This window comes from Mucilaginibacter sp. A3364 (genome assembly GCF_059690715.1).
In genome coordinates this window covers 2,804,401-2,827,982 of sequence record NZ_JCAWED010000001.1, presented here as the reverse complement: position 1 = coordinate 2,827,982, position 23,582 = coordinate 2,804,401, and the positions used below count along the sequence as shown (strand labels likewise).

Sequence of the window (23,582 nt, the reverse complement as noted above, 5' to 3'; positions counted from 1 at the left end):
TTATTGTTTTTTAAAGGATACGTTAAAGGTCGAACCTTTACCCAAAGCGCTATCTACCCATATTTTGCCGTTGTGCTTTTCAATAATACGTTTTACAATGGCCAAACCTACACCCGTGCCTTCAATATCCTCCACGTTATCCATGCGTTTAAATAGCTCGAATATTTTAGGAAGCTGTTTAATGTCAATACCTACGCCGTTGTCTTTTATAGTGTAAACTACGTCATCTTCGGTTTCTTTACCTTCAACGGCAATTTCGGGTTCGCCACCGGGTATGCTGTATTTAATAGCATTACTCAGCAGGTTGGCAAAAACTTGCGAGAGCATCCCTTTATCGCCATGTATTAGCGGAAATTTCCCAAGTTTAACTTTAAGATTATCGGCGTTGTAGGCTATTTTAAGATCTTTAATATGTTCGGTAATGATCTCTTCCATATCCACAGGCAAAGCCACAATTTCTGAGCGGCCGATGCGCGAATAGTCCAGCACCTCATTGATCATAGCATTCATTTTATCAACCCGGTTGGTTATGCGGCCCAGGGTTTCCTGCACTTTAGGGTCATCACCCGCCATGCGGGTAAGCATTTGGGCATAACCTTTAATGGTTGATAAAGGGTTTTTCAGATCATGCGATATGGTGAAACTAAAGGTATCCAATTCTTCATAAGCATTTTTAAGGCGCTCGTTAAGCATACGTATGGCGCTTGCTTTTTGATTGATTGCGTAAGATACCTCGGCCTTTAATCGGTTAGCCGATTTGATCTCTTCATCGCTCCAGGTTTCTGATTTGCCTGCCACCTGCTGTGTAAAAGCATCAAACGAGTGGCGGGGCGAAATATTCATCATGCCGTTAGCGTCAATTTCTACCTGCTTATCGGGGTTGCCGGCCCATGTAATATTTTCTATATGTTCGGGTTTAAACCAAATAATGTATTCAGATAACTCGTGCGACAGCGTTAACACCAAAATACCACTGGCTATCTGTTTAAATTTTTCCGCAGCAGGATACAGGGCCGGTAGTTCATTAGTTGAGTAAAATGATTGATTCACAGTCGCCTTTAACCACTTAATGAGCCCCGCGAGTTGATCATCATCGGGTGTTTTGCCTAGCTTACGTGTGCTGTTTTCATATATCAATACTGCGCCATGAGCGTTAGTAGTTCCCAGCAACGTTACAGCATGCGATGTCAGCGCGTCTTCAATGCTGTTGCTTTTCAGCATGTTTTTGCTTAACTGATCAACATTGGCCGTAAATTTATCATGCATGATTTGGTTGGCCTCGTCCTGCCTGAACTCCAGCGCTGATGACAGTATCTGACCGATCAGTTTTGCCGAATCGCGTGCCTTATAATCAATAAAACGTGGCGTGTAGTTATGGCAGGCTATTAAACCCCAAAGCTCTTTTTTATAAATAAGCGATATGCTGAAACTCGAATCAACCTTCATATTCTTCAAATACTGAATATGGATTGGCGATACCGCCCTTAACTGCGACTGGGTTAGGTCAAGCGCCGTATCATTATCAGCAGCAGTAAATATTTTTGATGTAGGTGTATGTACATCGGCTATAATACGGGTGTAATTAAGCTTATATAATTCGCGCGCCTGTTTTGGGATATCTGATGCCGGATAATGCAAGCCCAGCCATGCAGGCAGGTCGTCATTTTTAGCTTCGGCAACCACTTCGCCGTGGCCATCCTCGGCAAACTTATACACCATTACCCTGTCGTAATTGATAACATTTTTTATTTGGGCAGCGGTATTATGCAGTAGGGTAGTAAGGTCCTTATCAGCCAATATTTCTGATATGGATCGGCCTACTGCCTTGTGCACGTCGGTTTTAAGATCGGAAGTAGCCGGTTCAAATTCCAGTAGATAGTATGACTCGGCAGGCGATATGATCAGGTAATATTTTTCGCCGCCTATATCTGTACTGAAAGGGTTGGTTTGGTCAAAACTTTTATTGGCTTTGCCGAATGATATCAATTGCGCTATAAAGTCGGGCGGTTCGTTTGCACCAATAATAGGCTCAAGTACGTTTATATGCTCGCCTAACAAATTGGCGGGCGCGTGAGGTATAAATGTGTAAAGGTTTTCGCTGTAAAACCTAATGATTGAGTCGCCATCAATAGCAACCAAAAATCCGTGCGCTTGTACCTGTCCGGGTATATGGATAGGCTCTCTGTCACAGTTAGTGAGATCTGTGGTATTTGTCATTCGGGGGCAGATTGTTGTGAGATCTGTATTTTTGTTCTAAGTTATTAATTTAATTATAATTCAAAAAAATAACTAAGTGTAGTTCATGATAGTGTTGCAATATAACGTTAACATTTGATTATTAGTTTAAGTAACAACCTGCACTATTAAGTATTTTAATTTTTACAAAGCACATAATGCGCTTCAATTGGTAAAAACATGACAATTATTTAAAACAATATTGGCTGCCACCTATTATATTTGCTAGCAATCTTTAAACTTTTAAATAAACAACAATATGGCATTTACCCTACCGGCGCTTCCCTATGCAACCGACGCATTAGAACCGCACATTGATAAAGCAACCATGGAAATTCACCATGGCAAACATCACCAGGCTTACGTTACTAACCTTAACAAAGCGTTAGAAGGCAAGCCAGAGGCTGATGGTAACATTGAAGACATCGTTAAAAACATTTCAAAATATCCGGCTGCTGTACGTAACAACGGTGGTGGCCACTACAACCACACTTTGTTCTGGACTATCCTTTCACCTAACGGTGGCGGCGAGCCTACAGGCCCGTTGGCCGATGCTATTAAAAGTACTTTCGGTTCATTTGCCGAATTTAAAACTAAAGTATCTGACGCCGGCGCTACCCGTTTTGGTTCGGGCTGGGCATGGTTAATTGTTACCGCTGATAAAAAACTGGCTGTAACTTCAACCCCTAATCAAGACAATCCTTTAATGGATATTGCCGAAGTAAAAGGTACCCCAATTTTAGGTATCGACGTTTGGGAACACGCTTATTACCTGAAATATCAAAACCGTCGTCCGGATTATTTAGCTGCCATCTGGAACAGCATTAACTGGAAACACGTTGCTGAGCTTTACGCGAAAGCGGTTTAATTGATTTCGAATTTCGGATTTTCAATTTCGAATTTAGAATATAAACAAGAAAGGCAGCGGTATCCGCTGCCTTTCTTGTTTAAAGTAAAAAACTATGTCATTGCGAGCGTAGCGTGGCAACCACACAGAGAACAGTAGCAAACTTGCAAAGTTCGCGATCGCCACGCTCGTACCTCGCTCGCGATGACAATATTTGTATTATGAAAGCCATCATCCTTGAAGCCGCTGATAAACCTTTAACCTTAAAAGAAGTTGCCAAACCCGCCCTCTCCGCAGGCGAAGTACTGGTAAAGCTCAAAGCCGCCGCGCTTAATCGCCGCGATTACTGGATAACCGTTGGGAAATACGCCGGTATAAAGTATCCAAGCATCTTAGGATCCGACGGTGCGGGCATAGTGGCCGAAGTAGGCGAGGGTGTAGATACCGACTGGCTAAACAAAGAGGTAATTATAAACCCCAGCAATAACTGGGGCGATAGTGAGCACTTTCAAGGCCTCGATTTTAAAATACTGGGCCTGCCGGATGAAGGCACCTTTGCCGAATACATAAAGATCCCGGCCGATTACCTTTACCCCAAGCCCGCGCACTTAACCTGGGAGCAGGCGGCGGCTTTACCGTTGGCTGGCTTAACTGCTTACCGGGCCCTATTCACCAAAGGCAAAGCAAAAAAAGGCGATACCGTTTTAATTGTAGGCGTAGGCGGCGGTGCCGGAACGTTCGCGCTGCAATGGGCCGTGGCCGCAGGTTGCCGTGTGTTTGTAACATCGGGTACAGGCGAGAAGATTGAACGCGCAAGTCAGTTAGGCGCATTGGCCGGCATAAACTACAAAGCGCAGGACTGGGCCGAAGAACTAAAACACTTAGCACACGGTTTTGATGTAATTATAGATAGTGCCCTAGGCGAAGGCTTCGCCAAACTACCTGATCTCTGTAATCCCGGCGGCCGCATCGTTTTCTTCGGTGGTACAGCAGGCGATATCCCCGCCATCAATGGCCGAAAAATATTCTGGAAGCAATTACAGATACTAGGCACCACCATGGGCACCGCGGCAGATTTTGAGGGCATGCTGAAACTGGTTAATGAGCATCAGATAGTGCCGGTGATAGATGAAGTGTTTCCACTGGCGGATGCTGATAGGGCTGTGCAGAAAATGGCGAACTCAAGCCAATTTGGTAAACTGGTTTTAAGCATAGGCTGATATGCTGCAACTTAAAGTTGAAAGCATACAATGGCTAAGTAAGGATACTGCTACTTTTTACCTGGCGGAAGTTTCGGGTAGGAAGATAGCCTACAAGCCCGGGCAATTTATTACGGTGGTTTTTACGCATCATAACGAAGAAGTTCGGCGCTCGTACTCGTTAAGCTCAACGCCTGACGATGACTTGTTAGCCATCACGGTTAAACGCATTACCAATGGCGAGATCTCCCGGTTTATGCTCACCAAGGTGCAACCCGGCGATATTTTAAACGCGGTTGAACCTGCCGGCAAGTTTGTGGTCGAGGATTTTGAACAGGGTAAGGATATCCTGTTCTTCGCTGCCGGAAGCGGCATAACGCCCATTTACGCCCATATAAAATATATCCTGAAACGAAAGGGAGAAAGCTGCCTGACGCTAATCTACAGCAATCAAAATGAAGCCGTGATATTATTCCGCGATGAATTGGAGGAGCTTCAAATCCAACATCCCGACAGGCTAAAAATAATACACCTGCTAAGCAGCGAGGGCCAGCGCCTAAACAACGTTAACGCTGAGCAACTAGTGCTGCAAAACGTGTATTACGGTTTGCCGACGGCCTCGTTTTATTTATGCGGGCCGTTTACTTATATGCGTATGGTTAGGCTTACTTTGCTGTACATGGGCTTGCAACCCATGCAGATCCGTAAAGAAAACTTTGTGCTGGAAACAGTTGCTGTTAGCGGCGCGCCACTCAATTATCCACCGCGTACGATACGTGTTATATTCAATAAAGAAAAGCATGATCTGCAGGTAGGAGAGAATCAATCTATCCTGCAAGCGGCTTTACAAAATAACCTGGCCTTGCCTTATAGCTGCAAAGCGGGTATATGCTCGGCTTGTACAGCTAAGTGCACCAAAGGTAAAGTTGAAATGGCAGTGAACGATGTATTAACCGATCTTGACCTGGCCCAAGGCTGGGTGCTTACGTGTACCGGGCACCCGGCCAGCGATGATGTGGAGATAACCTTTCTGTAGAGACACAATATTTTGTGTCTCCATTTTGTGTCTCCGTCGGTATTAACCTATCTACCCCTTAAAGTTGATCAATCAACTAACAAATCAAAAACCTTCTGCATGTATAGCGCCTCATCCATAGCATCCAAAAAGTCACCCCATTCTTCCAGGGTAAATGTAAAGTTGATATGATCAACCGGGGTTTTTAGTACGGCACGGTCCTGCCTGTCGGGGAAGGGAAGTGACCGGTCATAAAAGTCAAGTTCGGATACGAAGTGTTTAAAGTCGTAAAACTGCTGGGGGGTAAAATTCAGCAAAATGTTATTGTGCCAAATGTTGATGGTTTTGCACTGTATGCACTGGCTTACCATGGTAATACCCCGCTGACTTAAATTTTTGGCTTCGCACATATTGTTTTAGTTTGTACCTGGCCGGTCCGATTACCCAAACAAGTAAAGCGTCGTGCCAGGACTTTAATGGCTAATTATGTTTTTTCGTATTAGATGTAGCGTCAAATCGCATTATTTAGAATGATTATAAATAATGACACAAAAGTACGAGCCGTATTGGTAAATCCAAACATTATTTAGAATAATTATAAATAATATAGTAATTGGGTTGATATACAGTTAAATAAAAATAAAAAGGAGGCTAGTAATTAAATAGCCTCCCTTTTTAATAAGTATTGGTTTGATGTTAAAAGCGCTTTACTGCCTGGGTAATATGCGCTAAATGATGCCTGCTGTGCCATGAGTACAGTGCCAGGTTGCGCTTTAAAGTAATTGTCGCACCACTTTCCGGGTGTATGAACGCGCGGTCCCATTCATTTTCGGTAAAGCTTTCAAACAGGGCCACCAGGCGTTGGTGTATACCTTCCAGCATTTTTAACGAAGGCTCAACCGGCAGGCGCGAATCCGGTAGCAGGGCCCAATCTTTTTCGTTATAGGCTTTAATAGTTGGGCGGTCTTCGGTTAATGTCCATTTAAAACGGATCAGCGAGTTCATGTGGCTGTCGGCAGTATGGTGTACTACCTGGCGTATTGTCCAGCCGCCGGGGCGGTATTGCGTATCCAGTTGCGGTTCGGTAAGGTTCATTACCGCGTGGCGCATTTTGCCCGGTAGTGTTTTAATATCGTTTATCCATTTCCGTATTTCTTCGGCAGTATAAGTTACCGGCACTTCAAACCGGCCAATAGGGCAGCGTAGATGTTCGTCTGTCATTTATATTAAACTAAGGATTTCTTAATATTATTCGGCAATTACATATGCTTTACACTAAATTAGCGTTTTGTATCGTTATTAGGCACATGGTGAAAAAGTTACCCCTGTTAATTCTCTTTCTTTACACAACAATTACCTATGCTGCCACTATTAAAACAGATGTACTGGTAATAGGCAATAGCGCAGGTGCCGCAGCAGCCGCTATACAAAGCGCGCGCAGCCGACTTAAAACCGTGTTGTTAGTTAACGGCGAATGGCTGGCCGATAGTAAGCAGAAACGCATTATTGCCGATCAATACTATAACCGCACCTTCGTAAAACCTGATAGCAGCAGTTTTTATAGCCTTATTACCGCCGACTCTACAAAAGACTTAACACGCGATCAATTTGCGTCATATGTGTCTGCCGATCTGAAAAAACGCGCCGATACGGTCAAGCTTCTCAGTATAAAATTAAATACCAGTTATACCGATGTTGAAAAAGACGGCACGGGTTGGAAGGTTACGGTAACTATTAACGGCGAAAAAACTACCATCAAAGCCAAAGTGCTGATAGATGCCACGGCTAACGGCGAGGTGGTAAGTAAAGTAGGTGCAAGTTTTCCACCTGCTTATAATGAATGGCGAAAAACAGCCGGCCAGTATCTGTACCGCACCTCGATAGCCGGTGGTACAACTAATGAAAAGGCAGCAGGCGTTTATGATAGTTATCCGCAATCCCCTGCGTTTTATATACCTTTAAATGCGGTTGTTGCTAAAAATGCGACTAACCTGTTTATAGTTGATAAAGCCTTAGCCGTAGGCGACGACCAATATTTACCTGCCGAAGTAACCCTGGGCGAAGGAGTGGGCGCAGCCGCAGCCTTTTGCGCATTTTTTAAAACTACCACGCAAAACCTAAAAGTGCGTGCTATACAAATTGAGTTGCTTGACTTTGCGGGCCATGCTTTGCCTTTTACCGATATTGACCAGAAAGACCCTTACAGCAGGGCCATACAGCAAATAGGCCTAACAGGTATGTTAAAAGGTATGTTGCGCGAAAATGAGGCCGGTAAGGAGTTTTTATTTATGCCCGATGCATTGGTAAAAACCGAAGAAATAAAACCGGTTTTGACAGAGATATACAGTCGTGCTTTTTTATGGTTAAACAGGGAAAAACCTGCTGAGAATTTTACCACAGGCAATTTGCTGTCGCTGATAAGTGAAATAACGCTAAGCGAACCGAAAGATTTCCAAATATACATGCAACGCGCCTGGAAAAACGATTTTAAGTTTACTTCTGATTTTGACCTGCAGCGCCCGGTAACCCGCCGCGAATTTGCCATACTGGCCAATAAGTATCTTAACCCTTTTGCCCGTACGGTGGATATGGCGGGGAGGATTGTGAACTGATTTTTTATGTTATTGCGCGGAAGAACGACGAAGCAATCTCCGCATGCCATGTTGCATAATTGTCGGCGGAGATCGCTTCACTACGTTCGCAATGACAAGTTGGAATTTACGCGTTCACACTATCAAACACCAAAACTTTGGCGCATAGCGGCTTGGCGTAGTTATCGATAAATACCTGGTGATCGGCGTCTACCTGGTAAGCATCGTGCTCTTCCTGCGTGTTAAAAAAGGTAAGCAGTGAAGCATCGTGCGAGCGTTCAACCACGTCGCGGTCGGTGGCGGCAGGTATGCCTACGTGGATATCGCGTATCAGACTGATGTTGGCCAGGCTGTTCAGGCCTTCAATTAGTTTTGGCAGGTCTGCCTTATCATTCAACCAAAAATGAACGTGGTGTACAAAGGTGTCTTTAAATATCATGGTGTTGTGTTTTTATCGGGTGCTAAAGTAGTAAACAATTATTTATTAAAAAGCGCGGTAAGCTTTTGCACGCTCAATTGAGTAAAGTCGTCGATAACCAGGCTTGTTGGCTGCAGGTTTTCGGCTTTGTGGCCGGTGGTGATGCCAATAACTTTCATGCCTGCGGCGTTTCCGGCTTTAATGCCGGCTAGTGAGTCTTCAAAAACTATACAGTCTTCGGGTTGGATGTGCAGGTCGGCGGCGGCTTTTAAAAATATTTGCGGATTAGGTTTGCCTTTGCTAACGCGATTGCCGTCAATGATCACGTCAAAGTATTCCCTTACAGGGATGCGATCTAAAATAAAATCAATATCACTTACAGTGGCCGATGATGCCATGGCCAGTTTTACGCCCGCGTCTTTCAGTTCGGCCAAAAAGTTTTCGAGACCGTTAACAGGTGCTACATAAGGGCCATAAAGTTGCTTGTAAAATTCCTCTTTCTCGTTATGGATGGCATGCAGTGGTTCGCCGTCCATATCAGCACCGAATAAGCGTTTTACGGTATCCATAATGGGTACGCCGCTTATTTCGCCGTAATAGGTTTCGGGGGCCAGGTGACCGAGGTTATATTTTTTAAACAAGGCCTGCCATGATTGTAAATGATATGGCGTATTGTTAACCATGGTGCCATCCATATCAAATATTACTGCAAATTTTTTCAAAATGTAGCGCGTTGTGTGAGCAGCGGCTAAGATAAATTATTGTAACAGTATTAGGCTAACAACCGTTAAAAATGTTGGGCTGATGTCAAATATTGGTTATAAAAGGTGTTTTAAAGCATTTTTATTGCAAATTTGTAAAACACTCAGATCTTACTAGCCCTCCGGCACAATTATGAGCGAAAGAACAATATTGGTTTGGTTTAGGAACGACTTACGCATTCACGATAACGAGATATTGTTAGAAGCAACGCGCAAGGCCGATAAAGTACTGCCCGTATATTGTTTTGACCCATATTACTTTGGTAAAACAGCCGCCGGCGCGCCAAAAACCGGCAGCTTGCGTACCCGCTTTTTAATTGAATCAGTAGCCGATCTGCGTGCTAACCTGCAAAAGCTTGGTGGCGAGCTGATCATTCGCATAGGAAACCCGGCCGAGGTATTACCCCAGTTGTGTGAGCAATACCAGGTTAACGAGGTTTATCATCACCGCGAAGTAGCTTATGAAGAAACCGATATTTCTGAACAGGTAGAGGCCGCTTTATGGAAGATAAAACTCAATCTGAAGCATTTCATCGGTCATACGCTATACCATAAAGAAGATCTTCCCTTCCCGATAAAAGATATACCTGATAGCTTTGCCACTTTCCGCAAAAAGGTAGAGCGCGACAGTAATGTGCGCCCAACCATTGCAACGCCTGAAATTATTAATACACCAACCATTACGGATGCCGGCGAACTGCCCACGCTACAAGCTTTAGGCCTGGACGAACCGGTAGATGATAACCGCGCCTGCACCAAGTTTAAAGGTGGCGAAACCGCGGGATTGGCTCAGCTGGAAGAATACTTTACTAATATTGATCAACTGCAGCCTGTAAAAGGCAAAAATATAGACAGGTCATCTAAACTATCACCATGGTTGGCGCTGGGCTGCCTTTCTATGCGCCAGGTGTACTGGGCCGTGGCTAACCACGAACAGTCCAAAGGCGTACATAAAACCGATCTGTTAGAATTGGAGCTTTTATGGCGCGATTACTTCCGCTTTATGTTTAAAAAGCATGGCAGGCAATATTTTACCACCAATGAGCAGGCCGAAACTACGTCGCCCGAAAAAGCGGAACTTTTTGAAAAATGGAAAAGCGGCAACACCGGCGTGCCTTTTATTGATGCCAGCATTCATCAGTTAAATGCTACGGGCTATATTAACAATTTTAGCAGGCAAATGGTTGCGGGCTATTTAGTGCGCGAGTTGGATATCGACTGGAAAAAGGGCGCCGCTTATTTTGAGGAAAAGTTGATTGATTATTCGCCCGCCAGCAACTGGGGAAACTGGGCTTTTGTGGCCGGGTTAAGCCCCGATGCTAAGGATGCGCGTTATTTTAATTTGAATAAGCAAGCTGCCGAATTGGAAACCAGCGGCGAGTTTATCAATACCTGGTTGCCGGGGGAAGTGGCCATTAGTCATTAGTTATTGTGTCATTGTAATAGCGGCTATTACTTACCTTGACATAGGTTAGATTTACGAAGTTTTTAAAACTTCGTAAATCTAAATCGTTCTTGCGTTAATGGGAGCGGATACCGGCCCCGCGCCTAATGCCTGCAGGCGTATGAGCGGATAGCCTGACCCGACGTAGGAGGGTAACGCCCTACACTATTTATTCCTGTTTTGTAACAATTTCACCCCCGCCAAACTCTAATAGAAAATTACGTATTTATGATACCTAATTTGCCGCCAATTATTATATTTGATATATGAACTCTTTCGAACAATTTACGCTGATCATAGGCCTGTTGGCCATCCTTTTTGAAGGGTTTGGCTATGTACGCGAGTTTTTTGCCAAATTGTTGCATTAGTAGTTCAGAACAAAGCACCCAACTTGTTGTATTTAATAAAAGGATAAACGGCGTTTTCTCCCTCGTTTTCACGCTTTTTATTGTTAATATTTTACAAATTAAATTTAAAGTTTATAAGTGCAGATGTGTACTTTTGCACTATTCTTAAGAATGGTTTACAATGGATAGCCTCAATTATATTAATACCGCCAACGCTGCTTTTATAGATTCTTTATACGAAGCCTACAAACAAGACCCTAGTTCGGTTGAATTTGGATGGCAAAAATTCTTTGAAGGATTTGATTTTGGAAGGGGAAGCGACGCCCCGATGGTCAGCGCCGAAACGCCTGAGCATTTTTTAAAAGAGATAAACGTTTTTAACATGATAGACGGGTACCGCGGTCGCGGGCACCTGTTCTCGAAAACTAACCCTGTACGCGAGCGCCGCAAGTACTTCCCGGGTAAGGAGCTGGAAACCTTTGGCTTAGCCGAAAGCGACCTGGATACCGTTTTTAACGCCGGTGTTGAAGTAGGTATTGGCCCTGCCAAACTGCGCGATATTTTGCAAATGCTGGAAGACACTTATTGCGGTACAATAGGTGTTGAATACAAATATATACGTAACCCTATAAAGGTTAAATGGTATGAAAACCGCATGGAAAGCGTGCGAAACAAACCATCGTTTAACCTTGACGAGAAAAAACTGATGCTGAGCAAAGTAAGCCAGGCAGTTATTTTCGAAAACTTTTTGGGTACGAAATTCCTGGGCCAAAAGCGTTTCTCGTTAGAGGGTGCCGAGGCTTTGATCCCAGCGCTTGATTCTGTTATACAGAAGGGTGCTACTTTGGGTATCAAAGAGTTTATCATCGGTATGGCGCACCGCGGACGTTTGAACGTGCTGGCCAATATCATGAAGAAAACCTACAAAGAGATATTCTCTGAGTTTGAAGGTAAAAACTATGATATGGATTCGCCATTTGGTGGCGACGTGAAATACCACTTAGGTTTTTCGACCGACGTGGAAGCCGAAAATGGTAACAAGGTACACTTAAGCCTTTGCCCTAACCCAAGCCACCTGGAGGCTGTTGCCCCTGTTGTGGAAGGCTTAACCCGCTCAAAAATTGATTTTAAATACAACGGCGATCATACCCAGATAGCGCCGATAGTGATACATGGTGATGCCTCTATTGCCGGCCAAGGCATTGTATACGAGGTGTTGCAGATGGAAAAACTGGATGGTTACCGCACCGGTGGTACCATACACCTGGTCATAAACAACCAGATAGGTTTTACCACCAACTTTAAAGATGCCCGCTCAAGTACTTACTGTACCGATGTGGCTAAAACCGTACAATCGCCGGTTTTCCACGTTAATGGTGATGATGTTGAGGCGCTGGTATATGTGATTAACTTAGCGATGGAGTATCGCCAGGTTTTCCATGACGATGTGTTTATTGACATCTTATGCTACCGCCGCTACGGCCATAACGAGGCCGATGAGCCTAAGTTTACCCAGCCGGTATTGTATAAAGCTATTGAAGCGCACCCTAACCCGCGCGAAGTATATTTAAGCAAACTATTAGCCGAAGGCAGCATTGATGACGCTACGGTTAAGAAGATGGAAAAAGAATTCCGCGACCTGTTGCAGGAAAAACTGAACGAAGCTAAGGCCGAGGACAGGTTTACCGAATCTATCCCGATGTTTGCTGGAGCCTGGAACGGCCTACACCTGGCAACTGATCGTGATTTTGCTACACCGGCACAAACCGCTATCTCCAAAGATGCTTTGCTGGATATTGGAAAAAAAATAACCGACCTGCCTAAGGATAAAGAGTTTTTCAAGAAAATTGAAAAACTGTTTGAAGAGCGCGGCAAAATGGTAAACAAAACCGAGGTGTTTGACTGGGCCATGGGCGAATTAATGGCTTATGGTAGTTTATTAACCGAAGGACATCGCGTACGCTTAAGCGGCGAGGACGTTAAACGTGGTACTTTCTCGCATCGCCACGCGGTAGTAACCCTGGCCGATTCGGACGAGGAGTATACCCCGCTGGATACTTTGGGCAGTGCTAAATTCAGCATTTATAACTCATTATTATCTGAGTACGCCGTATTAGGTTTTGAGTATGGTTATGCTTTGGCTAACCCTAATGCCTTAACTATTTGGGAAGCGCAGTTTGGCGATTTCTTTAACGGCGCCCAGATCATTATTGACCAGTACATTGTAAGTGCCGAAACTAAATGGCAACGCGGTAACGGCCTTGTTATGCTATTGCCACACGGTTACGAAGGCCAGGGCCCTGAGCACTCATCAGCACGTATTGAGCGTTTTATGGAGCTTTGTGCTGATAACAATATCCAGATTGCTAACTGTACTACACCGGCTAACTTCTTCCACGTGCTGCGTCGCCAGTTGAAACGTGAGTTCCGTAAACCGTTGATCATATTTACACCGAAAAGCTTGTTGCGTAACCCTAAATGCGTATCACCACTGGTTGATTTTACCGAAGGTGGTTTCCAGGAGGTGATTGACGACGCGAACGCGGATGCTAAAAAAGTAAAACGCGTACTGTTCTGCTCGGGCAAAATATATTACGACCTGTTGGAGAAACAACAAGCCGACGATCGTAAAGATGTAGCTATTGTGCGTTTGGAGCAATTATATCCAACTCCGTTGCAACAACTATCTGCCATCCGCGCTAAATACAGCAAGGCCCAGGATTTTATCTGGGTGCAGGAAGAGCCGGAGAACATGGGGGCATGGCCATACCTGTTCCGCAAATCGCGTACAGAGGACGCTTTGAAATTTGACAACGTATTTGCACGTGCCGAGGCCGCCAGCCCGGCTACCGGTTATGCTAAACAGCATGCCGCGCAGCAATTGCACATCATTAGCAAAGCGTTTGAATCGCCGGCAGGCAAAAAAGTAAAAGAAACCGTTAAAGCAACAGCCGAGAAAATGGCTACTGCCGGCGCGGATTGATAGGTTTTACGTTTGACGTTTTACGTGGTACGTTTTTATAATACCACGTAAAGCGTTCGCGTTATTATCTATCTATAACAACACGTATAACGTACAACGTATTACGTACAACCTAAAAAGACATACAATCTAAAAACAATGAGTTTAGAAATCAAAGTTCCGCCGGTAGGCGAATCAATTACCGAAGTAACGCTGGCAACCTGGTTAAAAAAAGATGGCGATACCGTTGCTATGGACGAAGCCATTGCCGAACTGGAATCAGACAAAGCTACCTTTGAGCTTACTGCCGAAAAAGCAGGCGTTTTAAAAACTATCGCTGCCGAAGGCGATGTATTGCCAATTGGTGCTGTAGTTTGCAGCATTGAAGAAGGTGGTGCCGCTGCTGCTGCCCCTGCTGCAAAAGCCGAAGCCGCACCTGCTGCTGAAGCTGCTGCCGCTGCTCCTGCCGAAAAAGGAACTACTTACGCATCGGGCACTCCATCACCCGCTGCTGCCAAAATATTAGCCGAAAAAGGTGTAGATGCTGCCGGTGTTGCCGGTACAGGTGTTAACGGCCGTATCACTAAAGAAGATGCCGTAGCTGCGCAAGCCGCTGCTGCTCCTGCTGCAAAACCTGCTGCTGCTCCGGCTCCGGTTGCTGCGCCTGTTAAGGCTGGCGAAAGAAGCGAGCGCCGCGAAAAAATGTCGCCGTTGCGCAAAACAGTTGCCAAACGTTTGGTTACCGTTAAAAACGAAACTGCCATGCTAACCACTTTTAACGAAGTGGATATGCAGCCGATAATGGACCTGCGTGGTAAATACAAAGATAAATTTAAAGAGAAACATGGTGTTGGCTTAGGTTTTATGTCGTTCTTCACCAAAGCTGTTTGCGAGGCATTGAAAGACTGGCCGGCAGTTGGCGCCCGTATAGAAGGCGAAGAAGTTGTTTACAGCAACTTTGCTGATATTTCTATCGCCGTATCGGCTCCTAAAGGCCTGGTGGTGCCGGTTATCCGCAATGCTGACGCGATGGGTTTAGCTGACATTGAGAAAGCCGTTGTTGCCTTGGCTACCAAAGCTCGCGATAACAAATTGTCTATAGAAGAAATGACTGGTGGAACTTTCACTATCACTAACGGTGGTGTATTTGGTTCAATGTTATCAACGCCAATTATCAACTCACCGCAATCAGCCATATTGGGTATGCACAACATTATTGAGCGCCCGGTAGCCATAAACGGTCAGGTGGTTATCCGCCCGATGATGTATGTGGCTTTATCTTACGATCACCGTATTGTTGATGGTCGTGAATCGGTAAGCTTCCTGGTGCGCGTTAAGCAGTTGCTGGAAGATCCTGCGAGATTGTTATTAGGAGTTTAATTATTCCTTACAATGCATATAGAAGCCCGGTTTTTCCGGGCTTTTTTGTTTTAGGCCGAATATTTGTAACTTGTTTAACATGACCACCTACGAGCAACAGGCCCATATCCAACTCCAATTCTGGCAGCATAAAATGCAGAAGAAGCCATCGTTGGGTAATAAGCTGGCCAAGGGTTTACAGGATAAAGTAAACAATCTGCTACCCGATAAATGGCATACCACTATAACTACCATTATTGAAAAAATGGTGAAGGGCGTGCTGTTCGGCGCGCAGCATACCACGCAGTCGCCACGGCAGGATTCATCCCTGCAATTACGTGAAGCTTTAATAAAAGGCGAGATAGAAACCTATCAAAAAACAGCAACCATAGAAGGCGCGGTAACCGGTGCCGGTGGGATATTGTTAGGTCTGGCGGATTTTCCCATCCTTATCGGCATAAAAATAAAACTGTTGTTTGATATTGCAGCGCTTTACGGTCACGATGTAGATGATTACAAAGAGCGTTTGTATATCCTATACATATTTCAACTAGCTTTCAGCAGCCAACAAAGCCGTAATGAGGCTTATAAGCTGGTGGCGAATTGGGATAATTACAGCCAAACATTACCTGCCGACGTAGAGCAATTCGACTGGCGACACTTCCAACAAGAATACCGAGATTATATTGACCTGGCCAAAATGGCGCAGTTGGTACCGGTGATAGGTGCCGCGGTAGGTGCTGTGGTGAATTATCGTTTGATAGCGCAGTTGGGTGAAACGGCTATGAATTGTTACAGGATGCGGTTGGATTTGGAACAAGATAAATTACAGTAATTTGTCATCCTGAGCATAGCGAAGGATCTTATAAAAGCGGCTAGCAAAGCGTAAAAGATCCTTCGCTATGCTCAGGATGACAAGTAAGGTTAAGAAGCCCTACACCAACTTCTTCAAGGCCCAGATATACCCGGTATGTATCCCGTCATGAAAAGGCAAAAACTTTACACCTTCCAGTATATCATGCAGATCAACGCCATAGCGGGTTGTCCATGGTTGATAGTTGGCAAATACATTGTTAGCAATATCAGCATCCAGCTCATCAAGGCTTGATATAAACAATGCTTTTATTTCCTCTATTTCCTCAGCCGAAACAAACTTTTCAGGTTTGGTGCCGGGTTGATAGGGTAGGTAGAAGCGTTCATCCAAAGTAACCTCAACACCTGCACGTTTGTAGCAAAGGCTGTACTGGCATGATATGATGTGCGTCAGGTTCCAGATGATGTTGTTGTTATAACCTGCCGGGACTTTATTCAGTTGCTCGGTGGTGAGGTCTTTAATGTACTCCAGCAAATGCAGGCGCGGTTTCTGTATAATTTCAAGTTCCTTTATCATGGGTTCAAGTATTTAGTAGCGGCTAATTTAGTACATCTGCATTTGTAATTACGTGCAGCAATAATTTATCTACATTTGCATTACATAAGCAATTATTAATGCCATCATCGTCCGCACAGAAGAACCTACAATCCGATAAGCCCATTTGGTACTTTTTATTGTGCTGGACAATTTTTAATGCTATCCAGGCTTTCACACTCGAGCTTCATGCCGACGAAGCCTACTATTGGCTATACTCTAAATTTTTAGACTGGGGATATTTTGATCATCCACCCATGGTGGCCCTGTTCATTCGCGCGGGCGACACCTTAATGCATAATGAATTAGGTTTGCGATTGGTAACCGTATTAACCAGCAGCGCCTCGCTTTACATTTTATGGCTGATACTGAAACGGTATGCTGTTGATGCTTTGTCGTTTATCCTAACCGCTTCGGGGATATTTATATTCAGCATTTACGGGTTCACCACCACGCCCGATGTGCCGCTGTTTTTCTTTACGGTGTTGTTTTACTATGTCTACCAACGTTATATTGATGAGGATAAATGGACGCTGGCTTTATTATTGGGTATGCTCATCGCTTGCATGTTTTATAGTAAATACCACGCGGTGCTACTGGTGGCTTTTACTATAGCGTCTAACATAAAACTGTTAAAGCGTTGGTCGTTTTGGGGCATAGTGGTGATTGCACTAGTACTATACCTGCCGCATATTTTATGGCAGATACAGCATGGCTACCCATCCGTTAACTACCATTTGTATGAGCGCGCGGTATCTGTTTACAACCCAATGAACAGTTACACGTACATTCCGGGTCAGCTATTAATGGCGGGGCCGTTGGTAGGCTGGTTTTTATTTTACGCCGCGTTTACCATCAAGATAAAAGATGCTTTTATACGCTGCCTGCTGGTAAACTGCATTGGTACGCTGACTTTCTTTTTCATTACCACTTTCCGCGGCGAGGCGCAGCCGCATTGGACGTTGATTGCCTTTGCACCATTGTTGATGCTGGCACTGATCCGTTTCAGGCAGTTGGCTAAGATACCAACCTGGTTTTACGCAGGAGCGGTTATTAACGCGGGGCTGATATTGATATTCAGGCTAATGGTAATGTTTGAAGCCCCGATAGTTACCGAGATAGGCCAGATAAAAAGCTACTACCATATTAAGGAATGGGCCCGCGCCGTAAAGCAGCAAGCCGGCGACTCGTATGTGATCATGAATGATGGTTTTCAGAATCCGGCCAAGTACAATTACTATAACAATACTTTGAAGGCTTTCTCGTACGATTCGCGCTTTTACCACCGTACCCAGTTTGACCTTTGGCCAATGGAAGAAAAAATGCAGGGTAAACGCGTTTTTTACCTGGATGATTATCCTGCTAAAGATGGCAGCAGCAAGGTTTTTAAAGACGAGCAGGGAATTTGGTATACACGTTGGATAGATGACTTCCGCACCTACCAAAAGGTAAGGATAGAGACCGATTTTCATAAACTGACTATGAAACCAGGCGAGGTCAAAGATATTGACCTTACCATTACAAACCCATACCCATATAGCGTTAACTTTACCAACCGCGGTTACAAGCAAACTGTTGCCCTGGCAAGCAGCTTTTTTAAAGCGGATACTATGGCACATGCGTACCGTGATAGCGGCGGTTTTAACCAACTGGCCATAAAACCGGGTGAAAGTGTACATTATAAATTTAAATTGATTACACCCCAACAAAAGGGCAGGTACGACCAGCTATTCTCTATCAGTACCACGCCGTTTTTTGGAAGCACAAACAGCCGAACCATCAAACTCACAGTTGAATAACAAATTAACGATGATCAAAAAAATATACCTGCTCCTTACCATAATTTCATTAACCACTGCCGCCGCGCAGGCCCAGCAAAGTTTCGATGTTAATTTTAACGGCATGGCTTTTCTGGACAATCGCGAGTACAAAGCTTTTGTGCCACGTTCGCGTACTTACTCGGGTACGCGTTTGGCTTTGGATTTTGGGTTGAACCTTGATAACAGTAACCGCTTCATTGTGGGTGCCAATGGCTTGCATGAGTTTGGCGCACAGCCGTTTTTTGTGAACGTGGCCCCGATTGCTTACTATCAGCATAACAGCAAAAACTGGCAGTTTAACGCCGGTATGTTCCCGCGGGAGGGGACTTTGAGCGACTACCCGCGCGCTTTACTGAATGATACCCTGCGCTATTACCGCCCCAACGTGGAAGGCCTGCTGGCGCGATACCAAAATGAGCACTTTACCGAAACCATATGGATTGACTGGCTGAGCCGCCAAACCCAAACCCAGCGCGAGCAATTTCTGTTCGGGTTTTCGGGTAAGTACAGGCCGAGTTTGAGTGGCCCATTCTACCTTTCGCATTACTTTTTGTTAATGCACGACGCCGGGGCCGAGGTTTTACTACCTACCGACCATATTGGCGATAACGGCGGCGGGCAAATTCGCCTGGGCCTTGATTTCAGCCATAAAACTTTTTTGGACTCGCTTTCTATCGAGGCCGGCGGGATGATGTCATTTGAGCGCGTACGCGGGCTTGATAATGGCAGAATGCCAAAAGGCGTGGTCGCCAGCGTTTATGCCCAGTACCGCCGTTTTGCACTATACAACGAATTTTACAAGGGCGATGGCAGTCACATCATCTATGGCGACTCCTACTACTCTAAACCTACCTATAACCGTTTGGATGTAATTTATACGCCATTCCTGTTCAAGCATGTTAAAGGGCAATTTATTTTCAGCTTTCACTTTTCGCCGGGGTATACTAATGACAACCAGCAAGCTTTCCGCCTGACTTATGACCTTGGGCGGAAGATAATAAAAAGATTCGAGGACGATAAATAACAGCGCTGCAAATGGGGCGCAGTGTAGCGCCGTATGCGTAGCACGCTACACCGCTACACCTGGTGTAGCGCGCTACAGCGTTTGTTATCAGATAGTTGAGTTTTTTGGTGGCGGTGTTTTGTCAGTAGTAGTTGCTACACCTTGATTCGGCCAAAATCGTCTCGTCTCATCCATGCTGCTGCAGGGCAAGACTCGTGCGCGAAGGGTTTAATGCAAGGAGACGTAAAGTATTGCGTCTCTACGGGGAAATTTCTTTTCAGCGTTAGGGATGGCAGCGGATACCGGCCCCGCGCTTAAGGCCTGCAGGCGTATGAGCGTACAGCCCGGCCCGCTTCTAGCAGCGGGAACGCCCGAAACGTTACAAACGTAAGACCACGTTAAGCACTCGTTGCAAACGAGCGCAAGAAAATCATTAACAAACAAAAAAGGAGATACCCACCGGTATCTCCTTAAATATTAAAACTCATGCCCATCAAAGTCCCTCTCCTTTGGAGAGGGATTTATGGAGAGGTCAGTGCCCGCTTATATCACCACTACCGGCTACAGATTTATTAACCATTTTGGCACCGCCGCTGTAGTGAATATCGCCCGAACCGCTTACGCTGGCATCAAGGCGGGTTGTTGCGTATACTTCGGCATCACCTGAGCCTACTACTTTAACGGCTGTGTTGACAGTGATCAGGTCGTGACCGCTAAAATCGCCCGAACCAACTACGCTAACGCGCGAAGTTTCGGCTTTGCCCGATAGATTCAGATCGCCCGAGCCGGTGATGCTGCTTTCCAGCGTTTTTGCGTTTACTTTACCGGTAATATCGCCCGATCCGCTTAGGGCAATGCGCAGGCTGTTGGCGTTAAGGCCGCCTTTAAAAAACACATCGCCTGATCCTGAAAGCTCGATAGCGGTAATGTCTTTAACGGTGATGCGGATAACTACATCTTCGTTATCAAACAGGTTCCATTTAATATTGCTTTTGGTGTACACTTTAAGTACACCGTTTTTTACTTCGGTAATAATGTTGGGCAATAACTTGGCCGATGCCTCAACTTTTACCGATTCGGTGCTGCCTTGCGTGATATAATAATCAAACGAACCTGAAAGCGATACGGCTTTAAAGCCTGAAAGATTACGGTCTTCGGCAGCGGGCTCGTTGCTGATAACAATAGCCGGTTTTGCAAAAGTGGTGGCCGGGCCTGTTAGCAACATTGCGGCAAAAAGTATCTTAACTGTTAATTTCATCTTGGTGTGTGGTTTGTATTTATTTATGAGACGTATAGAAATACCAAAGGGTTACACTTTATTTTCAATCGATTACTCAACCAATACGCCTATGTAGAAGTTAAAGGTATCTACCTCAAGATTATCGGTAGTAAGGCCGGCAATATCAATTTTCGCGGGTCTGCCCGTAACATTTACTAATTTGTATTCGCCGCCTTTGGTGCGTATTTTAACCGGCATGGCAAAGCCTTTAGCGCTGGCTATCCAACGTGCCATAGGCACCCCATTGACAACTTTAACTTCCAGAATAGGCAGGGTGCTATAGTGTAAATACTGATCGAAGACAGGTAACAGGTTAATGCCCGATTGCTGCGAGATATAGCCGGTAATGTCTTCGTACGTAACGGTTTTATGGTAGAAGGTTTTGTTTAAGCCACGCAAAATGTCGCGCCATTTGGCATCATCGTTTATAATGGTACGTATTTGGTTTAGCAATACAGCACCTTTAGGGTACATATCGCCGCTGCCTTCTTTGTTTACATTATAAGGGCCCACAATTGGCGCCTGGTTGCCTATGCCGCCACGCTCGCCGTGGGTATATTCAAGGCCGGCTTGCTTGCCCGACTGGCTTTCGGTAAATAAACATTCGCTATAAGTGGTAAAGCCCTCGTGTATCCACATATCGGCAATATCTTTCGAGGTAATGTTGTTGCCAAACCACTCGTGGCCGCTTTCGTGCACTACAATGTAATCCCATTTCATGCCCCAGCCGGTGCCCGACAGGTCATGACCAAGGTAGCCATTCATATATTTATTGCCATAGGCTACCGCACTTTGGTGCTCCATGCCCAGGTGCGGGGTTTCTACCAGTTTATAGCCATCCTCGTACCAAGGGTAAGGGCCAAACCAATATTCGAAGGATTTTAGCATGGGTTTTACGTTGGCATCAAACTGTTTTTTGGCTTTGGCCACGTTGTAGCTTAGCACCCAGTAATCCAAAGTCAGTTTGCCTTTTTCGCCTGCATAGCTGTCGCTAATGTGCTCGTAATTGGCAATGTTAGCGGCTACATCATAGTTGTTTATAGGGTTGGCTACAAACCAATCAAAACGGGTATAGCCGTTTTTCAGGTCGGTAGTTTTACGTAACCTCCCGTTCGATACATCTTTTAAACCTTTAGGTACGCTTATGCTGATCATCATACTATCCACCTCATCGGCCTGGTGATCTTTAGTTGGCCACCAAACGCTGGCACCCATACCCTGGCAAGCCGTAGCTACATAAGGGCGTTTTAACGAATCCTGCGTATAAACCACGCCGCCATCCCATGGGGCGTTTTTGGCTACAACCGGGTTGCCCGAGTAAAACACGGTAAACTCGTCTTTACTGCCTTTGTTTATTTTGGGGAAGGTTACAAACACGGCATTAAACTCGCGCTTGTAAGGCAGCTCTTTACCTTTGTAAACTATCTTTTCAATTTTAAGATTATCAAACAGGTCAAACTGCAGATCGGTAAAATCCTGCGTGGCCGTAAATTTAAACTGGTTGCTGCCGCTGATGAATTTTTTGTCGATATCAAACTTCACATCCAGGTGATAGTAATTAATATCGTAACAAGTACGTAGGGGGGTAAGGTTGCCGCGAAGCGAATCGGCACGGGTAAATTTTTCTTTAACGCCCATCAGTTGTGCATGTGCGCTAAAAGTAATAAACCCTAAAAGGATCAAGGTTAAGCGAAGTGGTTTCATTATTTATCAGTTAATATGTATTTCAAATATAATTGTTTTGGCAGGTATTACCTGTTTAACAGTAATAATATAGCAGCGCAGGCCGCGCCGGCGGCGTCTCCGCCATCGTAAAATCCTTTTATGGTGTTTTTAAGTTGATAGGCATCTGCGCCGTAAACTTTTCCACCGGTTAAAAAAGCGGCTGTTTTGGCCTTTAGCTTGTACTCATCAACATAATAAACTTTATGGTCGTCAATAATGCCCACCACTTTGTTTTTAAGCTGATAGCTGTCGGTATTGTATATCTTATTATCCTGCACAAAGCCAATTACCCAGCCTTTAAAACCATAAAAATCTAAAGTGTATATCTTATTGTTTTCCAGCAAACCAATGGCCCTGGCTTTCAATCCATCTGCGGTAACGCCGTACAATTTCTGCGCCCGCGCATTAATTATGGTGCTCATGGAAATGAGGAATAATAAGATCAGTTTTTTCATACAAAAATGGAATGTATAATGATTGATAAGACAAGTTTTGTTTAAGCGCGTTGCAGTTATTTAATAACTAATAAGGTAGCTTTTTACAATTCGCCATTTTTTTGTTGATGTATTGTATTTATAAATAGTACCTCTTTCCTGGTGTACATTGGCGTGTATTTGCGTTTCGATAGTTTTTTGTTTGTTATTTATTTGAGCGGGGAATGATTCGACTTGTTTGGTCAGATAATGATCAAGCGTAAATTTTCCATCCGGGTTTTGGAGATAAAAGCGATAAAACGGACCACCGTTACCACCCGAATCATATTTGATGACAATGTCTTCCCTGCCGTCAAAGTTCAGATCGGCAATGATCAAATCACCATAATCATAATCAAGCACTTCGGCCGCTTTATTTTGTCCGGTGATGTATGAGCGCGAGGTTTTATCGCTTTTGAAAACATCCTCAAATAACGATTCGGCAGTAAAGCTTATTTTTTGAACTAAAGTTTTATCTTTTTTGTAGATGTACAGACTAATATTCCTGGTAGGGAATATTTCATCGGCGTGATCCTTCCGCAATACAACAGTGCTTACTTTAAAAGTAAAAGTTTTAGAAAGCCCTGTATAAACACACTCCTTCAGTAGCGGAGCGCTTTGGCTGTATACAATTAAAATAAGGCTTAGTAATAGGCGTGTTGTCATTTTGTAATAAAAATACTAAAAAGGTGCTTT

Annotated in this window: 20 protein-coding genes; 10 read left to right on the top strand and 10 right to left on the bottom strand. The window is 44.6% G+C overall.

The genetic code is table 11. The features are described from left to right. A complete protein-coding gene (locus tag AC59JT_RS12550; RefSeq protein WP_497399296.1) occupies positions 1-2,217 on the bottom strand; it encodes an ATP-binding protein in 2,217 nt (738 codons plus the stop codon). 277 nt (positions 2,218-2,494) lie between these two features. Between AC59JT_RS12550 and AC59JT_RS12545 the strand changes: the two genes are divergently transcribed. The 3 genes from AC59JT_RS12545 (at position 2,495) to AC59JT_RS12535 (ending at position 5,317) form a co-directional block, all read left to right on the top strand. Then, positions 2,495-3,103 (top strand): superoxide dismutase, encoded by a 609-nt coding sequence (locus AC59JT_RS12545; RefSeq protein WP_497399294.1) that lies wholly within the window; start codon positions 2,495-2,497, stop codon positions 3,101-3,103. Positions 3,104-3,303: 200 nt separating this feature from the next. Beyond that, the gene (locus tag AC59JT_RS12540; RefSeq protein ID WP_497399292.1) at positions 3,304-4,302 is read left to right on the top strand and encodes a zinc-binding dehydrogenase; all 999 of its coding nucleotides are present in this window, start codon (positions 3,304-3,306) and stop codon (positions 4,300-4,302) included. A 1-nt stretch (position 4,303) separates the two neighbouring features. Continuing rightward, positions 4,304-5,317, top strand: coding sequence for a 2Fe-2S iron-sulfur cluster-binding protein (locus tag AC59JT_RS12535; protein ID WP_497399290.1), 1,014 nt, complete (start codon positions 4,304-4,306; stop codon positions 5,315-5,317). Between the two features lie 68 nt (positions 5,318-5,385). On the opposite strand, the gene AC59JT_RS12530 is transcribed toward AC59JT_RS12535, so the two are convergent. Further along, positions 5,386-5,706, bottom strand: coding sequence for a DUF6686 family protein (locus AC59JT_RS12530; protein WP_497399288.1), 321 nt, complete (start codon positions 5,704-5,706; stop codon positions 5,386-5,388). 286 nt (positions 5,707-5,992) lie between these two features. Continuing rightward, positions 5,993-6,517: a YfiT family bacillithiol transferase gene (locus tag AC59JT_RS12525; protein ID WP_497399286.1), complete on the bottom strand. Its 525-nt coding sequence runs from the start codon at positions 6,515-6,517 to the stop codon at positions 5,993-5,995. 86 nt (positions 6,518-6,603) lie between these two features. Between AC59JT_RS12525 and AC59JT_RS12520 the strand changes: the two genes are divergently transcribed. Beyond that, complete coding sequence (locus AC59JT_RS12520) at positions 6,604-7,908, top strand: FAD-dependent oxidoreductase (RefSeq protein WP_497399284.1); 1,305 nt, start codon at positions 6,604-6,606, stop codon at positions 7,906-7,908. A 106-nt stretch (positions 7,909-8,014) separates the two neighbouring features. On the opposite strand, the gene AC59JT_RS12515 is transcribed toward AC59JT_RS12520, so the two are convergent. After that, positions 8,015-8,326 carry a Dabb family protein gene (locus AC59JT_RS12515; RefSeq protein ID WP_497399282.1) on the bottom strand — a complete coding sequence of 104 codons (312 nt, stop codon included), beginning with the start codon at positions 8,324-8,326 and terminating at the stop codon, positions 8,015-8,017. 38 nt (positions 8,327-8,364) lie between these two features. Continuing rightward, the gene (locus AC59JT_RS12510; protein WP_497399280.1) at positions 8,365-9,027 is read right to left on the bottom strand and encodes an HAD family hydrolase; all 663 of its coding nucleotides are present in this window, start codon (positions 9,025-9,027) and stop codon (positions 8,365-8,367) included. A 172-nt stretch (positions 9,028-9,199) separates the two neighbouring features. Here AC59JT_RS12510 and AC59JT_RS12505 point away from each other — a divergent pair, with 172 nt between their 5' ends. The 4 genes from AC59JT_RS12505 (at position 9,200) to AC59JT_RS12490 (ending at position 16,013) form a co-directional block, all read left to right on the top strand. After that, positions 9,200-10,492 (top strand): DASH family cryptochrome, encoded by a 1,293-nt coding sequence (locus AC59JT_RS12505; protein WP_497399278.1) that lies wholly within the window; start codon positions 9,200-9,202, stop codon positions 10,490-10,492. A 546-nt stretch (positions 10,493-11,038) separates the two neighbouring features. Beyond that, a complete protein-coding gene (locus tag AC59JT_RS12500; protein ID WP_497399276.1) occupies positions 11,039-13,840 on the top strand; it encodes a 2-oxoglutarate dehydrogenase E1 component in 2,802 nt (933 codons plus the stop codon). Between the two features lie 138 nt (positions 13,841-13,978). Next, complete coding sequence (odhB, locus tag AC59JT_RS12495; protein WP_497399274.1) at positions 13,979-15,199, top strand: 2-oxoglutarate dehydrogenase complex dihydrolipoyllysine-residue succinyltransferase; 1,221 nt, start codon at positions 13,979-13,981, stop codon at positions 15,197-15,199. A gap of 79 nt (positions 15,200-15,278) precedes the next feature. Beyond that, entirely contained in the window at positions 15,279-16,013 is a 735-nt protein-coding gene (locus AC59JT_RS12490; RefSeq protein WP_497399273.1) for an EcsC family protein, read from the top strand. Between the two features lie 99 nt (positions 16,014-16,112). On the opposite strand, the gene AC59JT_RS12485 is transcribed toward AC59JT_RS12490, so the two are convergent. Continuing rightward, positions 16,113-16,568 (bottom strand): DinB family protein, encoded by a 456-nt coding sequence (locus tag AC59JT_RS12485; RefSeq protein WP_497399271.1) that lies wholly within the window; start codon positions 16,566-16,568, stop codon positions 16,113-16,115. 98 nt (positions 16,569-16,666) lie between these two features. On the opposite strand from AC59JT_RS12485, the gene AC59JT_RS12480 reads away from it, so the two are divergent. After that, entirely contained in the window at positions 16,667-18,385 is a 1,719-nt protein-coding gene (locus AC59JT_RS12480) for an ArnT family glycosyltransferase (RefSeq protein WP_497399269.1), read from the top strand. Between the two features lie 10 nt (positions 18,386-18,395). Further along, complete coding sequence (locus tag AC59JT_RS12475) at positions 18,396-19,430, top strand: lipid A deacylase (RefSeq protein ID WP_497399267.1); 1,035 nt, start codon at positions 18,396-18,398, stop codon at positions 19,428-19,430. Between the two features lie 511 nt (positions 19,431-19,941). Here AC59JT_RS12475 and AC59JT_RS12470 read toward each other — a convergent pair. From AC59JT_RS12470 to AC59JT_RS12455, 4 genes are all read right to left on the bottom strand, one after another. Continuing rightward, entirely contained in the window at positions 19,942-20,667 is a 726-nt protein-coding gene (locus AC59JT_RS12470) for a head GIN domain-containing protein (RefSeq protein ID WP_497399265.1), read from the bottom strand. A gap of 72 nt (positions 20,668-20,739) precedes the next feature. Further along, on the bottom strand, positions 20,740-22,392 hold the full coding sequence (locus tag AC59JT_RS12465; protein ID WP_497399263.1) for a M1 family metallopeptidase: 1,653 nt from the start codon (positions 22,390-22,392) through the stop codon (positions 20,740-20,742). A 47-nt stretch (positions 22,393-22,439) separates the two neighbouring features. Continuing rightward, positions 22,440-22,868: a hypothetical protein gene (locus AC59JT_RS12460; RefSeq protein ID WP_497399261.1), complete on the bottom strand. Its 429-nt coding sequence runs from the start codon at positions 22,866-22,868 to the stop codon at positions 22,440-22,442. A gap of 60 nt (positions 22,869-22,928) precedes the next feature. Then, positions 22,929-23,552 carry an XAC2610-related protein gene (locus AC59JT_RS12455; RefSeq protein ID WP_497399259.1) on the bottom strand — a complete coding sequence of 208 codons (624 nt, stop codon included), beginning with the start codon at positions 23,550-23,552 and terminating at the stop codon, positions 22,929-22,931. Positions 23,553-23,582: the final 30 nt, after the last annotated feature.

What these genes read in the sequence shown, in the direction of transcription:
- AC59JT_RS12530 (WP_497399288.1), bottom strand. Translation starts at nt 5,706, where the DNA reads ATGTGCGAAGCCAAAAATTTAAGTCAGCGGGGTATTACCATGGTAAGC.
- AC59JT_RS12500 (WP_497399276.1), top strand. Translation starts at nt 11,039, where the DNA reads ATGGATAGCCTCAATTATATTAATACCGCCAACGCTGCTTTTATAGAT.
- AC59JT_RS12535 (WP_497399290.1), top strand. Translation starts at nt 4,304, where the DNA reads ATGCTGCAACTTAAAGTTGAAAGCATACAATGGCTAAGTAAGGATACT.
- AC59JT_RS12470 (WP_497399265.1), bottom strand. Translation starts at nt 20,667, where the DNA reads ATGAAATTAACAGTTAAGATACTTTTTGCCGCAATGTTGCTAACAGGC.
- AC59JT_RS12480 (WP_497399269.1), top strand. Translation starts at nt 16,667, where the DNA reads ATGCCATCATCGTCCGCACAGAAGAACCTACAATCCGATAAGCCCATT.
- AC59JT_RS12525 (WP_497399286.1), bottom strand. Translation starts at nt 6,517, where the DNA reads ATGACAGACGAACATCTACGCTGCCCTATTGGCCGGTTTGAAGTGCCG.
- AC59JT_RS12465 (WP_497399263.1), bottom strand. Translation starts at nt 22,392, where the DNA reads ATGAAACCACTTCGCTTAACCTTGATCCTTTTAGGGTTTATTACTTTT.
- AC59JT_RS12485 (WP_497399271.1), bottom strand. Translation starts at nt 16,568, where the DNA reads ATGATAAAGGAACTTGAAATTATACAGAAACCGCGCCTGCATTTGCTG.
- AC59JT_RS12545 (WP_497399294.1), top strand. Translation starts at nt 2,495, where the DNA reads ATGGCATTTACCCTACCGGCGCTTCCCTATGCAACCGACGCATTAGAA.
- AC59JT_RS12455 (WP_497399259.1), bottom strand. Translation starts at nt 23,552, where the DNA reads ATGACAACACGCCTATTACTAAGCCTTATTTTAATTGTATACAGCCAA.
- AC59JT_RS12490 (WP_497399273.1), top strand. Translation starts at nt 15,279, where the DNA reads ATGACCACCTACGAGCAACAGGCCCATATCCAACTCCAATTCTGGCAG.
- AC59JT_RS12540 (WP_497399292.1), top strand. Translation starts at nt 3,304, where the DNA reads ATGAAAGCCATCATCCTTGAAGCCGCTGATAAACCTTTAACCTTAAAA.
- AC59JT_RS12460 (WP_497399261.1), bottom strand. Translation starts at nt 22,868, where the DNA reads ATGAAAAAACTGATCTTATTATTCCTCATTTCCATGAGCACCATAATT.
- AC59JT_RS12475 (WP_497399267.1), top strand. Translation starts at nt 18,396, where the DNA reads ATGATCAAAAAAATATACCTGCTCCTTACCATAATTTCATTAACCACT.
- AC59JT_RS12515 (WP_497399282.1), bottom strand. Translation starts at nt 8,326, where the DNA reads ATGATATTTAAAGACACCTTTGTACACCACGTTCATTTTTGGTTGAAT.
- AC59JT_RS12550 (WP_497399296.1), bottom strand. Translation starts at nt 2,217, where the DNA reads ATGACAAATACCACAGATCTCACTAACTGTGACAGAGAGCCTATCCAT.
- AC59JT_RS12520 (WP_497399284.1), top strand. Translation starts at nt 6,604, where the DNA reads ATGGTGAAAAAGTTACCCCTGTTAATTCTCTTTCTTTACACAACAATT.
- odhB (WP_497399274.1), top strand. Translation starts at nt 13,979, where the DNA reads ATGAGTTTAGAAATCAAAGTTCCGCCGGTAGGCGAATCAATTACCGAA.
- AC59JT_RS12505 (WP_497399278.1), top strand. Translation starts at nt 9,200, where the DNA reads ATGAGCGAAAGAACAATATTGGTTTGGTTTAGGAACGACTTACGCATT.